This window comes from uncultured Microscilla sp., from assembly GCF_947493425.1.
GTDB lineage: Bacteria > Bacteroidota > Bacteroidia > Cytophagales > Microscillaceae > Microscilla.
Genome location: NZ_CANLRP010000016.1, coordinates 28,776 through 44,068 on the forward strand (window position 1 = coordinate 28,776; position 15,293 = coordinate 44,068).

The window sequence follows — 15,293 nt, forward strand, 5'->3', positions numbered from 1 at the left end:
TTACGAATTGGGCGAAGCCATTCGTAATAGACCAATTCGTGATTCACTCATTCGTAATTAAAAAGCGTCGCTTTGCGCCCATTCGTAATTAGCTTATATCCAACAATCTAACCAATCAGTTGCTATATGAAACAGCAAACCCACTGCTACAATGCGGGTATGCCGAGGCAGCAACAACCCTATATATACCACTATAGCGGTGTAAGAATGCAACGGGTGAAATCCAACGCTGCAACGGTTGGGGTCAAAAACAGGCGTGGCAAGCAAGTGGTCAAGGTCTATCAGCATAGTAGCGAGCAATATAAACCAAATCTTACGCCAGCTCCATGTAGTCCAGCGAGTGTGAGCAATGCCCCAGGCAATGAGGGCGGGTGCCAAAAAGTGTAAGCTATAGTGAACCAAGGGTTTGAGTAAAGACATTACAGTTTGTTTGGAGTTACCAATACTAATACGCAGTGATTACACCTCAATCAATACTTGAATAGTTTGATGATAAAATATTTATAATGAGGTACTTATATTGTTTAGAGTTTAGCGTAGCCCCAATAAACCATCGACCAATACTGTTTAACAATAGTCCATAGTATTTAGTCCATAGTCCGTAGCTGATTCGAGTAAATGTTTACCTTGTTAAGCCCTGTAAACCGAGCCTGTAGCTCTGCTACGGCGAGCTCAACGAAGTTAATCAGCAGTTTATACTAAAGTTGTGTACCTACTTTATTTTTAAAAGGGTTTCAGTTTTAGGTCTACGCCGTGCAATTAAATAGTTTTTAAAATCATAACCTACTGATAACCGAGCCTCCGGCGAGTCCTTAGATACCGATGTATATCGGTGCTCAACAAAGTTAATCAGTAGTCAACTTTGGCTAAAATCACTGCGGAGTATTGGTTTAAGGAATGGTGTAAAAATAAATTTCTATAGTAACGCTAAAATATTTTGTTGCTAGACGCGGCACGGCAATATCCAGTGGATGTTGAGCGAGCTTGAGGGATGGTTGGCTAATAGCATCACTATTCGGCTATTTTTTAACAAAGTATAGCCTCAAAAGATGAGGTTAAGAATGCGTATTTATTTTGGTACTATTCCTAAGGATTGAGCATTAAAAAAACAGACACGTGAGCCATCTGTGACAGGTTAAAGCTAATAAAAGCTTTATTAAGGAAACAGCATTGCACCATCGACTATGAACAATCAATCCAGCCAACCATAAATGACCCGCGCAATATTTTCATACCTGCCATCCTGGTTATTAGAGAGCAAAATCACGCAGTTGTTTTGGTGTAAGTTGCGCAAGATAATACTGCGAAACCCTCCACTGCTTCCCGAATGATACACCGTTTGCCCATCTTTGTCGATGTGCCAGCCAAACCCATAGTTTTTGCTAAACATCTGGTTGTAATATTTAGTAGGCGAAAAAGCTTCTTCGAGGGTTGTTCTTTTTACCAATCGGTTGGTGCGCAGTGCCTGGTCCCACTTATACAAATCTGAGGCTGAAGCGTATATGCCACCATCACCATAAATGCGGTTGAACAAGTGGTCATCGTAGAATTTTTTGTTGTTTTTGAAGCCATACACCCTATAAGGCAACTTGTGTTGGTAGTCAAACACTTCGCTGTTGCGCATGTCGAGGCGGTTAAAGATGCGTTCTTGAAGATAACTGGGGTACGATTGCCGCGACACCTTCTCTATGATTAGCGCCAGCAGCACATAGCCAGTATTGGTGTAGAGCCAGCTTTCGCCACATTTAAAGTAAGGCTTGGGGTGTTCGTTGATCAACCAGAGCAAAATATCGTGGTTGGTGGGGTAGGTAAACTTGTATTTAGAGCGTAGCACTACCTGGGCAAAGTATTCGCCATAGTTGGGCAAGCCTGAGGTATGGGTAAGCAAGTGGCGAATGGTAATATGAGGGTAGGGAAACCCTCGAAGGTGTTTGGCTACCTTGTCGTTGTACGAGAGCTTGCCTGCTTCCTTTAGCATCATAACGGCCATGGCAGTAAACTGTTTGCTCACCGAAGACAGCCTAAAGCTGGACTGGCTCTTAAGCGGGGTTTGGTTTCTGAAGTCGGCATAACCGTAGCTTTTTTCCAAAATTTTGAGCCCATTGTGGTTAATCAGCACATTGCCATTAAAGTTTCGGTTTTTGTGCAAGTAATGAAGCAACGAATCTGCTCTGCCGGCTATTTCGCTTAGGTAAACTTCTTTGGCAACAGGTGGGTTGTGGGGCGATTTGTCTGACTTACAGGCAGGAAGCAGGAGTAGCGTAGAAACAAGTACAATGTATAACCTGATAATGTTCATAAATTGAGGGTTGTATATACTTTGGGTGCCGTGGGTGGGTTGCCCCAAAAAAGCGATTTAGGCAATAAGGTGTTTTGGATGGCTAACAAAAACAACCAACAGCCATATATAAAAAGAATGCTGCCAAAAATTATTTTGGCAGCATCACAATATTTTTAGAAATCAAACGAACCTGTGCAGAGGTTGCGTAAGTTTAGCAGTTGGTTTAGTTGGCTTTGCTGCTATCTACCTGGGTAGAGTCGGCTTTGAGTTGCTCAGTAGAGTCAACCGTTTCTATTTTCTTGGCTTTAACCGTTGTAGCACTGCCGTATAGCTTGTCTTTTATTTTGTTTACTCTATCGCCTGCGTTTTCAGGGGTAGGGTAAGTTTCCTTGGTTTGGCGCGCCTTGGCATCTTTTCCATCGCCGTATACTCTGCTGTTGTCGTAGTCTACTTTTTGGTCAGGTACCGATGACGACGCATTGTATTTGCCGTATCCACAAGACACTAAAGAGAACATAAACGAGATAATAATTAAATGATAAATTTTTTTAGTAAAAGTCATTGTCATTCTGATTTTATGCAAACCACGTATTTATATAAGTATATCCAGGACTGTGCCTGTGTAATTTCTATCAGGTTGTAGAGTGTTTTTGTTTGAAAATGCTCAAAAATACCTTATTTACCTGCCTTCATATTTACAACATGTGGCGCAAAAGTAGCTAAATTTATTAAAACAAATCAAAAAAAAACTTCTTTATTTTTTGCTCCATATTGCCTTTAAACTGTAGCCTGTCCAGGCAGCAAATGCTCCTACCAACCCGCCAGTTATCCCAGTTACAATAAGTAACCAATCGCCGGAAGGCAAAGAAAAAAACTGCGCTATTTTACCAGAGAGCAAGCCATCGTTTGCCTGGTTTATAAAGTAAGCACGTGCCACCCATACACAGGCGACACCCAAAAAACCCGATAAAAATGCTTCAAGGTTAGATCGCCCCACCAGTACAGCAGCTACAAAAGCTACCACGGCTATCCACCACCAGGCAGCAAACAACGATTGGGTAATAAATACCAAAAGAGCAATAATAATAAAGAGCATATACTATATTTTTGTAAATATAATTTTTTTCGTGATAATGAAGGCAAATTTTATGGATGTTTTAGCCAGGCCAAAACTCCGGTATCGGCAGATACGTGTGCCCACTCGGCTGCTTCAAACACAATCGAAGCAATCCCGCAGTTAGGCAAGCCAGCTACCGACTGCCCCGTGAGGTATTCGGTGAGGTAGCTAATGGTAGGGTTGTGCCCTATCATTAGCACTTTTTGGTGTTGGGGGGCTATTTTATTAATTGCGTCCAGCATTACCTCTAGCATGGTTTCATAAATAGACGGATCAAATATGATGTTTTTAGTGGGATAATTCAATTTTTGAGCAAAAATTTCGGCAGTAGAGGTGGTTCTTTGGGCGTTGCTGGAGTATACCAGGTCAGGCACAAAACCTTGGGTATGCAGTAGTTCGCTCATAGCATGGGCTTGTTGGGTGCCACGCGGGGTCAATGGACGCTGATGATCAGTTTTTCCGGCAGCGTAAGCCACCGCTTCGGCGTGGCGTAAAAGTAAGAGGTTTTTTTTCATTGTGCTTTACTATTTTTGCAAAAAAACTAATTAATTCGCGTGATTTCAAATGCTGAATACTAATAACGCATTAAATATAGCAAACAAGCAGGGCTAACTATTTAATAGTGAGTAAACTAGCCCTGAATGTGGCAAGGGTTAGTGTGATGTATCTCTTGTAGCCCCTTGGCTAAATCACCCCTTTAGTACTTGGAATTTCAACACCAGTGACTTGTTTGGCAGCCTTTACTGCACGGGCAAAGGCTTTGAATATGGCCTCTATCATGTGGTGTTCGTTGTTGCCCTCGCATCTTACATGAATATTGCACTGAGCGTGGTCGCTGAGCGAGCGAAAGAAATGTTCAAACATCTCAGTAGGCATACCACCCACTCGCTCGCGTTTAAATACAGGTTGCCACACCAACCAATTTCTCCCCGAAAAATCCAAGGCAACCTGTGCCAGGCATTCGTCCATTACCAGGTTAAAAAAACCATAGCGTTCAATGCCTTTTTTGTTGCCCAACGCTATTTTAAAGGCTTCACCCAAAGCAATGGCGGTATCCTCTATAGTGTGGTGCTCGTCTATGTGCAAGTCGCCCTTTACCTTTACGCTCAAATCAAGTTTGCCGTGGTGCGCCAGTTGATCCAGCATGTGGTCAAAAAAACCAATGCCCGTATCCATCGCTTTTTTGCCGCTCCCATCCAGGTTTAGGTTTATAACAATATCAGTTTCTTTGGTAGCACGTTGTACAGTAGCAATACGCCCTTGGGCAACGCGGTTTGCTTCCGTCAAAAATACCGCAATTTTGTCCCAGTCAGTTGTAGTGAGTACTATAGGCAAGTCGTGAGCGGCTGGTTCTGAGTGAAGTAAAATTCCCTGGCAGCCCAGGTTTTTAGCCAATTGCATATCGCTCAGGCGGTCGCCCAGCACAAATGAGTTGTCAAGGTCATACGCTGAATTATCAATGTATTTTGTCATCAGCCCGGTGCGTGGCTTGCGGGTAGGAGCGTTCTCTTCCTCAAAAGTGCGGTCGATCAATATTTCATCAAACACAATTCCCTCTTGTTCCAGGATTTTGAGCATTTTGTTATGAGCTGGCCAAAAGGTATCTTCCGGAAAACTATCCGTGCCCAGTCCATCCTGATTGGTCACCATTACCAGCTCATAATCCAGCTCCTGAGCTATTTGATACATATTTCTGATTACCTTGGGGTACATTTCCAGCTTTTCGAGCGAATCTACCTGATAATCAACCGGAGGCTCTACAATGAGCGTCCCGTCACGATCTATAAAAAGTACACGTTTTTTCATAATTTTCTTAGTTTAAAGTTAGGATTGTACGAAGTTTTTAAAATCCTTGATATACAGGTATTTACATATAAATCAAGGTGTTAATTGTAGGGGCTACCCTTGTGGTCGCCCTAGCAAAGAGCAAAAATGAGCATATAAAACACCTTTTAAAAGTGAAAACAACCTTGTTTTTGTTCGCTTTAACCTTGCAAAACACTTATTATCAGATGATTACAAGACTTCGTACACTCCTAGTTTAAAGTCGATAGTTTCTACAGCCTAAAGTTATTAGCCTTTAGCTTGAGGCTAATAATTCAATGAAACGTTTATTTTCTGCCTCGGTACCCACCGACACCCGCAAACAACCCTCGCAAAGTGGTTGGGTAGAACGGTTGCGTACAATTACCTGATGCTGCACCAAGTACTGATATAATTTGTTGGGTTGCTGAGTGCGAAACAAGATAAAATTAGTTTGAGAAGGAAACACTTTCTCGATAAAGTCAAACAAAGGCAATTGCGTATACAGCCAGTCTCTTTGGGCTCGAATGTTTGCTACAAAAGTATTTTTTTGGGCAACATTCTGTACCGCTTGCAGCCCCAGTTCCTGGGTAATACCATTGAGGTTATAAGGAGGCTTTACTTTGTTGAGCAAATCAATGACCAGGGGCGAGGCAAAAGCCATCCCCAGACGCAAGTTTGCTAGTCCCCAGGCTTTCGAAAACGTCTGCAACACCACCAGGTTGGGGTAACGGTCGATCAGGGCAGTCATAGAAGCAAAATCAGCAAAATCTATGTATGCCTCATCTACCACCACCACTCCCTCAAAAGTCTGTAAGATTTGTTCAAACTCAGCCGTTGAAGCAATGGCATTGCCCGTAGGGTTGTTAGGGTTGCACAAAATCAACAATTTATACGCCTGTTGCCCAATCGTGTCTAACAGTTGAGCTACTGGCAAAGTAAAATCTTCGTTGAGTATTACCTTATCTACCGCCACATGATTGATGTCGGCACTGACTTGATACATGCCATAAGTAGGCGGGGTAACCAGTACCCGGTCTTGCCCCGGAGTGCAAAAAATTCGAAACAACAAATCTATCGCTTCATCACTGCCATTGCCCAAAAATATATTTTCTGGAGCCACGTTTTTTAGGGTACTTAGTGCCTCCTTTAGCTTACGCTGATAAGGGTCAGGGTAACGGTTATTTGCCCCATTACTGCCCACCGACCCCAGCGGGTTTTCGTTGGCATCTAAAAACACCAAGGGTTGTTCATTGCCCTCATCGTCCACCACAAACTCATCGCGTGCCGACGAATAAGGCTTCAAAGCCCAAATGTTGGGTCTTACCAGTTTTTCAATATTTTTCATTTTTTTTTAAGTTCAGAGTACATAGACGATAGCTTTTTCTTGAGCTACGATGAGTTTTTAGCCTTTAGCTTTTTCTTGAGCTACGATGAGTTTTTAGCCTTTAGCTTTTTCTTGAGCTACGATGAGTTTTTAGCCTTTAGCCTTTTCTTGAGCTACGATAGGTTTTTAGCCTTTAGCTTTTTCTTGAGCTACGATAGGTTTTTAGCCTTTAGCTTTTTCTTGAGCTACGATAGGTTTTTAGCCTTTAGCCTTTTCTTGAGCTACGATTGGTTTTTAGCCTTTAGCTTTTGTTTAACTGTTTGTATTGGGTTTTTAGCCTTTAGCTTTTGTTTAACTGTTTGTATTGAGCTTTTAGCCTTTAGCTTTTTCTTGAGCTGCGATGAGTTTTTAGCCTTTAGCTTTGCTTTGTACCCATTCGTAATTAAAAAGCTTCGCCCCATTCGTAATTCGTAATTTCCTCATTCGTAATTAAACCATTCGTAATTAGCTTACGCAGAGCTCCCTTTGGTCGATTCGTAATTCTCAAATTCGTAATTAAAAAGCTTCGCCCCATTCGTAATTCGTAATTTCCTCATTCGTAATTAAACCATTCGTAATTACTCAAACCTTATACTTACCGCCCGTTGGTGTGCTGTCAGTGATTCGGCAGTGGCCATTGTTTCAATAGTTTGAGCAATGCTTTGCAGCCCCGGTTTGGTCAAGTGTTGGAAAGTGATTTTTTTATAAAAACTATCCAACGACACCCCACTAAATGCACGGGCAAAACTATTGGTAGGCAAGGTGTGGTTAGTGCCTGAAGCATAATCTCCGGCCGATTCGGGGGTAAAGTTGCCCAAAAACACCGACCCGGCATTGGTCACTTGTTCTGCTACCTGTTCAAAATCCTGCGTGGCAATGATGAGGTGTTCAGGGGCATAAAAATTACTAAAGGCTATAGCGTCCGCTAATTGGTCAAACACAATTGCCTTGCTGTTTTGCAAAGCTTTTTTGGCAATGTCGCGACGGGGCAAAGTAGCCACTTGTTTTTCTACCTCTTTCATTACCTTTTCGGCCACCTGGTCATTGGTAGCAATCAATACTACCTGGCTATCGGCGCCATGTTCGGCTTGCGACAACAAGTCGGCAGCCACAAAAGCAGGTACACAGGCATCATCGGCAATTACGGCAAGCTCAGACGGACCTGCGGGCATATCTATTGCCATACCGCTTTTAGCCAACAAGGTTTTTGCTGTGGTAACATATTGATTCCCAGGTCCAAATATCTTGTAGGTTTGAGCAATGGTTTCAGTACCATAGCCCATGGCTGCAATTGCCTGAGCGCCTCCTACTTTGTATATTTGGCGAATGCCCACCAAGTCGGCAGCAAACAAAATGGCAGGGTGAATTTTACCCTCGGCATTGGGCGGAGAACAAAGCACGGCTTGCTGGCAACCTGCTATTTGGGCGGGTGTTCCTAACATCAGCACCGTAGAAAACAAAGGGGCGGTGCCTCCTGGTATATAGAGCCCTACCTTGTCTATAGGCACACTTTTGCGCCAGCAAGTTACTCCCTCTATAGTTTCTATTTTCTTGAGGGGTTCTTTTTGTGCCTCGTGAAAAACTTTGATGTTGTGGTATGCCTGACGAATGGCTTGTTTGAGTTCCTCACTCAAGGCGTTGCCTGCCTGGGCTATTTCTTCGGAGCTTACCTCCAGGGCGTCTACTTTGCTTTGGTCAAACTTTTCGTTGAAAAACTTCAGCGCAGCGTCTCCTTCTTTGGCCACCTTGTCTAAAATTGCCTGTACTTGCTCTTCTATCACGTCAGCTTGTATCACAGCGCGCGTGCACAGCTCACCCCATTGGCTACGGGCAGGGTTTTTTATGATATTTTTCATATAGGTTCTTAAGAGTGGCAAGCCACAAGCAACAAGCAGCAAGTATCAGTTCTTGTCGTTTGTCGCTTATGCCTTGTCGCTAATTACACAATCATTTTCTCAATAGGTACAATCAAAATTCCTCCAGCGCCCTTTTCCTGCAACTGGTCAATAATGTCCCAGAAGTCATCCTCATTGATGACCGAATGTACCGAGCTCCAGCCTTCTTCGGCAAGGGGCAAAATGGTTGGGCTTTTCATTCCAGGGATAATCGCCGTGATCTCTTCTAGTTTATCGTTGGGGGCGTTCATCAAAATATATTTGGTGTGTTTGGCTTTTTTGTATGCCTTTACCCTAAACATCAACTTGTCGAGCAGGGCGCGTTTATCAGGGCTTAGGTTTTGGTTGGCCACTATTACTGCCTGCGACTTTAAGATAGTTTCTACCTCTTTCAAGCCATTGCTCAGCAAGGTACTGCCCGTGCTCACAATGTCGCACACGGCATCGGCAAGCCCAATACTGGGGGCAATTTCTACCGAGCCATTGATAAGGTGCACCTCTGCCTGAATGTTCTTTTTCTCAAAAAAACTTTTCAACGTGTGTGGGTAAGAGGTCGCCACTTTTTTGCCCTGAAAATACTCCAGCCCTTGGTAGTCGGCTTCGCGGGGCACCGCCAACGACACCCGGCATTTAGAAAAACCAAGGTAGTCTACCACATCTATAAACTTGTTTTTTTCGATGTGTACATTTTCGCCAATAATGCCTATGTCCACCACGCCATCTTCTACATACGCCGGAATGTCAGATACGCGCAAAAACAAGATTTCACAGGGAAAGTTGGTCGCTTCTGCCTTGAGGCGGTTGCCGTAGGTGTTAAACCTGATGCCACATTCTTTGAGCAATTCTACCGATTTGTCGTATAACCGCCCTGATTTTTGGATAGCAATGGTAATTTTATTTTGCATGAGTATTTTGATGTTTAGATAGTTTTTGTCAAAAAAAAGAGAATCAAGCCATTAGCTACAAGCTCTAAAGCAAGCTTGCGCCAAATGTCTAATATTATATCATACCAAGCCACCAGCGAATTGATCAACCCAAACACGGGTTTGACCAAAAAATAGGAGTGTGTTTAGCATACGAAGCAGTACAAAGCGTCTGACTCGATTCTAAACTGTATGAAAGTTAACAAGAAAAATAAATGTGAAACTGTTTTGTATGCCTGTGGGTTTTTTTGAGAAAAAGAGTGAAGGCAATACAAGAATTAATGGCAATGATGATGCGCCAAATGATGGGGATGATGATGGATGTTAGCAGTAGCTAAAGGGGCAATGAATGTAACAGCATCTGTGCTGTTGGTGCTTGGGTCCTGGGGTGAGCCACAGGAGAATTGAGTAAATAAGAAATTTATCGTTTTCATTGGTTTAATTACAATTATCTGTGTTGTAATGTTGAACAAATATAAAATAAAAGAAGTGGGATTTCCTATATTTGCGCCAATAAAAACGAGCTTAAGTAGGTCAAAATGGCTTGCATTGCTTTGTAAGTATCTGATTTGCAGCGTTTTTAACTCGTTATTACTAAAAGGTTAATTTTTATTAGTCGGGAGTCAGCAGTCCCCACAGCCTCAAGTCCTTAGTGGAAGTTTTATAGTATGCGTCAACACTATCGACCATCGACTAAAGCGTATCCACAACTTTCAGCTGCTTAAAGCTTAAGGAAACAGCATTGGACTATCGACTATCTACATCATCATTAAATTTTATATAAATATTATTATGGCACCTATTATTGCCCCCTCTATTTTGGCAGCAGACTTTGCCAATATTCAAAAAGAAGTAGAAATGTTGAACGAAAGTTCGGCAGATTGGATTCATATCGACATTATGGATGGCATGTTTGTGCCTAACATTTCGTTTGGTATGCCTGTGTTGGCAGCCATTCAGCAACACGCCAAGAAACCATTGGATGTGCACTTGATGATAGAGCAACCCGAACGCTATGTAGAAACTTTCAAAAAACTGGGTGCCGACACCATTTCGGTGCATTATGAGGCTTGTCCACACTTGCATCGCAACCTGCAGCAGCTCCGCGACCTGGATTGTAGAGTAGGGGTGGCGCTCAATCCACATACCTCGGTAGACTTGTTGGCAGATACCCTGCACGACATAGATTTGGTGTGTTTAATGTCGGTAAACCCCGGGTTTGGCGGGCAAAAATTTATTGAACAAACTTACCAAAAAGTACGCAAGCTACGGGCAATGGCAGAGGCACAAAACACGCCTTTACGTATAGAAATAGACGGAGGAGTAAACAGCCAGAATGCGCCCAAACTGATTGAGGCAGGAGCCGATGTGCTGGTAGCGGGTAGTTTTGTGTTTCGCGCCGAAGATCCTATAGCCACCATTGCCGGGCTTAAGGGATAGTTTTTGAGCAATATAGTAAGTAACAAGCTGCAAGCCACAAGCGACAAGTAGCTAGTGCATTGGGGATTAAATAAATTATTTATTCGAGGGTATTTTGTTTGCTGACGCACTTCAAAAAGTGCGCATAGCCAAAGCTACGCGTTACTTTTTGAAGTAAAGTAAGCGGGCTAAAGGCTCCGAATAATATGATAGGAATTTAGTTTCCAATGCACTAGTGCTTAGAGCATTAGGTTTTAGGGAGTAAGCAGTAAATAAAGGGCTTATTTTTGGGTAAAGCATCACCCATCAAATGCGTATGCTATTTGTTGGTTACTCCCTTATTTGTCGCTGGTGGTTTGCTTTTTCAGCAAAAGTTTTTGTTGGGTAAACTGATGTGCAGCCTTGAGAAAAGCCCTTAGTTTGTCCCATTGTTTTACTGGTTCATAATGGCGTGTGTAGTATTTGTAGGTAGTAATGATCAATTGTTGATTTTGGAGTTTTGCGGAGCTCTCGAACCCTCCAGTTTCGTTGATCACCTTTTTTTGCAGCTTGCTTAAGCCTTGCACAGTATAGCCTTTCGGCAAATGGATGATTAAGTCGTTTTTAAATGATCTGGCGTAAGGCATATACACATCATACACCCGTTTTTTCTTAAGTATTTTTATGTCTACCTGTTTGCCAATGAGTCTGCCTGCTTCAAAAATATAGTTTTGTCCCACTTTTTTGGCAAGATTAGGCATTACAAACTCGCTTTCAAACTTGAGCAGTGGCTTGTGGTGCCAAATGCCGTTTTCGGTAACCCTGAGTTGGTTGAGTGCCACAATGTCATTATTGTATTCTGCCTTAAGCGTGAGCCTAAAGCCTGCGTTGCGTTCATCGTTTAGGCGCTGGTGTATGCGTTGGTTTTTGGCACTATTGTTTTGGGTTTTGGTGCCATATGTAGGAAAACTCTCCTCAATCATTTCATAAGGGTTCACCATCAGGGTTTGGTACCCACTTCGGCTGGCGCCCGCCAACACTGTTTTTTGTTTTATCCTCAACGTTTGCAGAGGTTCTTCCATCCATACCTCGGTGCGGTAGTAAGTAGTATGGTAAGAGTGTCCTGGCAGAGGCAGGCGTATCTTGCTTACTTTGCGTTGGGGGTGGGGGGTGTGTAGAGGCAAACTGTAGCCTTGTACTCCCTGCAGTGCTGGACTTATTTCGCCAAAGTAGTCATACAACACCGGGTTTTGCAAATAGTAGCTTTGTTTGCCGTTGACTTTCAACAGCAAAGAGGCTTCCTGAGGAATGATCCAGTCAGCAAGGCGGGCAATCTTGCGCGACACCGCCACCACTACTTCGTATTCAAACTTGTACTTGTTCAGCCAATATGCCATGATGTTTACAAAGTCTTGGTCTGTTTTGATACGGCTCAAGTCTACCTTCTGAAACACAATGGCTTGCTCAAGCATGCTTATTTGGTATTGATGCCTAAAGAAATAATAAGCCTCTTTTAGTTTGTCTTCATTGCTTAGTTTTCGCTTGTTGCTGGCTTTGAGGTAAGCCCTAAATTTTTTGTAGAAATCAACCGCTGCCTTGCTTTTTTTGGGGTACTCTTTCAAAGCGTTGAGCACGTCTGCCGGGGTAATGCTAAACTTAGGCTTGCCCTTTTTTCCCGTAAATTTCTGAGGGCTAAAAAATACCTGAAATCTGACCATGGGTACCGATCGTTGTTCTATAAACCACAGCGACTTTCTCAATTTTTCGCGGTTGCCATCACGCAGCAAATACAAATCTTCTTCCTCATTATACACAAAGTCAGGGGCATTGTTCAAAGCACGCACATTCAGGTAAATGTTGGGGTCTATAGCCAGCACTACTTTTTGGCGTACTGTAGGGTATTCGCCCGCCAACAAAATAGACATTTCGGGCAGTTGGGTAGTGGTGGCAACACTTAGAATCTCTTTCGAGAAAATGTAATAATCTATGATATCGCCCGGCACCAGGTCAGGAATCGCCAGTTTTTGGTAAGACACCGTTTCGCTGCCTTTTTGGGTTTGCATTTTGACCGATTCGCTCAGCGGAATTTCTTTTTCTACGCCATTGGGTTTAATTACTTTGATACCAAAATAGAGTTTGTCGCCCCATGTATGGTCTATTTGTTTAAAGGTAAACTCAGAATATTCTTCTACTGCTGACTTGTCTATCAGTTGGATGCGTTCACGCAAATAAGTGCGCTTGTAAATTTTTTGTGAACCACTCTTCCTGCCATACTCAAACCTAAAACTCTTGCCCAGTATCACCGCCGATTCTTTGCGCCATTTGGCGGGTGCTTTGGTAGCCGTAAAGTCGGCATCAGGCGTGCCCCATATTTCTTGCCTTACTTCTTTTGCCGCAAACGACAATTGTTGGGCGTGTAAAGCAGGCAAAGCAAGCCAAAGCAATACAAACAAAATCTTGTACTTCATTATGAATATTTATCTGGTGAACATTCAGTGAGTAATGCTTCAATATAAAAGATATGAGGGGAAAAAGGAAATTTTTGGGCAGGGGTTTGTGCTTCCCTTTATTGCTTGAAGCCTTCAGACTTCATGCCTGACAACAGAGCCAGGTTTTCGACTTGCTTTTGAACGAAGTTTAACGCTTTTCTTCTGTTTGAAAGCGTGAGTTGAAAAAAACTTAAGTCAATGAGGCATTTTTTTTCATTTCTAACAAGCTGAAAAACAGCCATGGTAACATTTGTGTCACTATGGGCTATAAATGTGACTACTTTTATATGCAGAAGATACGCCGTTTCTTTGCAGCACAGAAGTAGTTTGAATCATCACAATAACAAAGAAGTATAAAGTGAAAAACAGGTTTTCTCACATTTGCAAAAAAAGAAAAAAACAGTGGGTTTTCAATTCAAAACTTACTTATCATATTTGAGAATAGTCTCAACGCGCTGGTTGAGCGTTTGGCATTGGGTAAAAAAAATAGGCAGTACTTCTGGTAAATTTACCCCTCCAACCTTTAAGCTTGCCAAAGCTGTTTGAGCTAAAAGGTTGTATAATACTACTTTTTGTAAAATAACCACTTGCCTAACTGCCAGGTTGGTATAAAACCATTGCCGCTTGCTATAAAACTGCTTGCGTGTAGCCAGGCATTTCTCATAGATTTGGTCATTGAAAAATATCAATATAAGAGTACACTATAACATCATTGAATGCTAAAAATCGCCCACAGGTCATTATTTTCTTAGGGTCTGTGGGTTGCTTAGGAATTGTTCAAAAATAAATTTACACTCTAAGGGGTGATTTTTCGCCTTGATACTTCGTTATTTTTATTGCCCGTAGCGCTGCTATGGGCGCAAAAAATAGCCTCGTCTCAAAACAAAACCTCTACCTCAAGAATGGTAATTTAATTTCTCACCATTCCTTATTGTCTACATAGACAACCACCTTCACCGCTTTTGCATCTAAATCTATCAGTTAAGTTGTATTATACAATTAATTAGGGTGCAAACTTATAGTTGTATGATACACTTATGCTTTAACCAAAAACATAATCAGGATGACTTTTGAAAAAATATGGAATCAAAATGAGCACCTACTGCTAGGTCTTATCAAAAAAAAGGTACACAGTGAGGTCTTGTGCAAAGACATATTACAAGAAGTAGGCATCAAGCTTCACCAGGCATTGGTACAACAACACCCAGTAAAAAACTACCAGACCTGGCTTTTTCAGGTGGCCAGGCACACCACCATAGATTTTTACCGCAAAGATCAGGGGCACGAACGACTGACTACCCACGACCTGCCCGAATGTATACTAGAGGCTTCGGCCATTACCCCGCTGTACAAGCTGTCTGAATTTATAATTGAAAACTACTTGCCCGAAGAATACGGAGCCCCGTTGCTTTTGAGCGACCTGGAGCAACTTCCCCAAAAAGAGGTAGCCCAAAGGCTTGGTTTGACCCTTGCGGCTACCAAATCGCGCATACAGCGGGCACGAAAAAAGTTCAAAGAAACGATCAGCCATTTTTTTGAGGTAGAGCAAAACGAGCGGGGACAAATAGTGGACTATCACCTAAGGCAGGGGGTAAAACAGCCACAGGCACTGCTCAAAGAATTGGAAAATTTAAAATTATTTTGAAAAGATTGCGTCTTTTGCCGCCCTTGTTACGACTGAATAAGTGCAACTCACCAAAATGTAGAGTTGGGGTGCAAAAAGTTGAATTGAATCAATCATTATTTAAATCAATCACAGCTCATGAAACAAGTACATATCGGAGATTATCATAAGCGCCAAAGGCGCAAGGCCTCTGCTCAAGCGGGCGTAGTGAGCGTCAGCGTAACCACAGGTACTCTGGATAATGGCAGAAACAAACGGGTAGTTAACCATGCCAGGTTTTTTAGCCCGACTCATTTGGTTGCAGGTGCCCACCGCAAGAAGCAAGCAATAAAAGCCAGCTCTGCGCGCGTTCGAAAACTTACCCATGCAACTGTTCAAAAATAACCATTTTATACAA

13 protein-coding genes are annotated in these 15,293 nt (G+C 42.6%); 3 read left to right on the forward strand and 10 right to left on the reverse strand.

From position 1 onward, the window contains the following. Positions 1 to 93 precede the first annotated feature (93 nt). The 9 genes from Q0954_RS06760 to hisG form a co-directional block, all read right to left on the reverse strand. Positions 94 to 420, reverse strand: coding sequence for a DUF6122 family protein (locus Q0954_RS06760; protein WP_299455301.1), 327 nt, complete (start codon positions 418 to 420; stop codon positions 94 to 96). A 772-nt stretch (positions 421 to 1,192) separates the two neighbouring features. Then, on the reverse strand, positions 1,193 to 2,299 hold the full coding sequence (locus Q0954_RS06765; protein ID WP_299455304.1) for a serine hydrolase: 1,107 nt from the start codon (positions 2,297 to 2,299) through the stop codon (positions 1,193 to 1,195). A gap of 205 nt (positions 2,300 to 2,504) precedes the next feature. After that, complete coding sequence (locus Q0954_RS06770; protein WP_299455307.1) at positions 2,505 to 2,843, reverse strand: hypothetical protein; 339 nt, start codon at positions 2,841 to 2,843, stop codon at positions 2,505 to 2,507. Between the two features lie 192 nt (positions 2,844 to 3,035). Continuing rightward, positions 3,036 to 3,377: a hypothetical protein gene (locus tag Q0954_RS06775; RefSeq protein WP_299455309.1), complete on the reverse strand. Its 342-nt coding sequence runs from the start codon at positions 3,375 to 3,377 to the stop codon at positions 3,036 to 3,038. A 50-nt stretch (positions 3,378 to 3,427) separates the two neighbouring features. Beyond that, a complete protein-coding gene (locus Q0954_RS06780; protein ID WP_299455311.1) occupies positions 3,428 to 3,913 on the reverse strand; it encodes a histidine phosphatase family protein in 486 nt (161 codons plus the stop codon). A gap of 169 nt (positions 3,914 to 4,082) precedes the next feature. Further along, positions 4,083 to 5,204, reverse strand: coding sequence for a bifunctional histidinol-phosphatase/imidazoleglycerol-phosphate dehydratase HisB (gene hisB, locus Q0954_RS06785; protein WP_299455312.1), 1,122 nt, complete (start codon positions 5,202 to 5,204; stop codon positions 4,083 to 4,085). A gap of 274 nt (positions 5,205 to 5,478) precedes the next feature. Beyond that, the gene (gene hisC, locus Q0954_RS06790; protein WP_299455313.1) at positions 5,479 to 6,549 is read right to left on the reverse strand and encodes a histidinol-phosphate transaminase; all 1,071 of its coding nucleotides are present in this window, start codon (positions 6,547 to 6,549) and stop codon (positions 5,479 to 5,481) included. A gap of 596 nt (positions 6,550 to 7,145) precedes the next feature. Continuing rightward, a complete protein-coding gene (gene hisD / locus Q0954_RS06795) occupies positions 7,146 to 8,423 on the reverse strand; it encodes a histidinol dehydrogenase (RefSeq protein ID WP_299455314.1) in 1,278 nt (425 codons plus the stop codon). Positions 8,424 to 8,506: 83 nt separating this feature from the next. Next, positions 8,507 to 9,367, reverse strand: coding sequence for an ATP phosphoribosyltransferase (gene hisG, locus Q0954_RS06800; protein WP_299455315.1), 861 nt, complete (start codon positions 9,365 to 9,367; stop codon positions 8,507 to 8,509). An 810-nt stretch (positions 9,368 to 10,177) separates the two neighbouring features. Between hisG and rpe the strand changes: the two genes are divergently transcribed. Then, positions 10,178 to 10,825, forward strand: a complete 648-nt coding sequence (gene rpe, locus Q0954_RS06805) for a ribulose-phosphate 3-epimerase (protein WP_299455317.1) — start codon at positions 10,178 to 10,180, stop codon at positions 10,823 to 10,825. Positions 10,826 to 11,142: 317 nt separating this feature from the next. Here the strand turns inward: rpe and Q0954_RS06810 are convergent, their stop codons facing one another. Continuing rightward, positions 11,143 to 13,251 carry a hypothetical protein gene (locus Q0954_RS06810; protein ID WP_299455318.1) on the reverse strand — a complete coding sequence of 703 codons (2,109 nt, stop codon included), beginning with the start codon at positions 13,249 to 13,251 and terminating at the stop codon, positions 11,143 to 11,145. Between the two features lie 1,084 nt (positions 13,252 to 14,335). Between Q0954_RS06810 and Q0954_RS06815 the strand changes: the two genes are divergently transcribed. Then, positions 14,336 to 14,917 (forward strand): sigma-70 family RNA polymerase sigma factor, encoded by a 582-nt coding sequence (locus tag Q0954_RS06815; protein ID WP_299455319.1) that lies wholly within the window; start codon positions 14,336 to 14,338, stop codon positions 14,915 to 14,917. Positions 14,918 to 15,034: 117 nt separating this feature from the next. Further along, on the forward strand, positions 15,035 to 15,280 hold the full coding sequence (locus tag Q0954_RS06820) for a hypothetical protein (protein ID WP_299455320.1): 246 nt from the start codon (positions 15,035 to 15,037) through the stop codon (positions 15,278 to 15,280). Positions 15,281 to 15,293 lie beyond the last annotated feature (13 nt).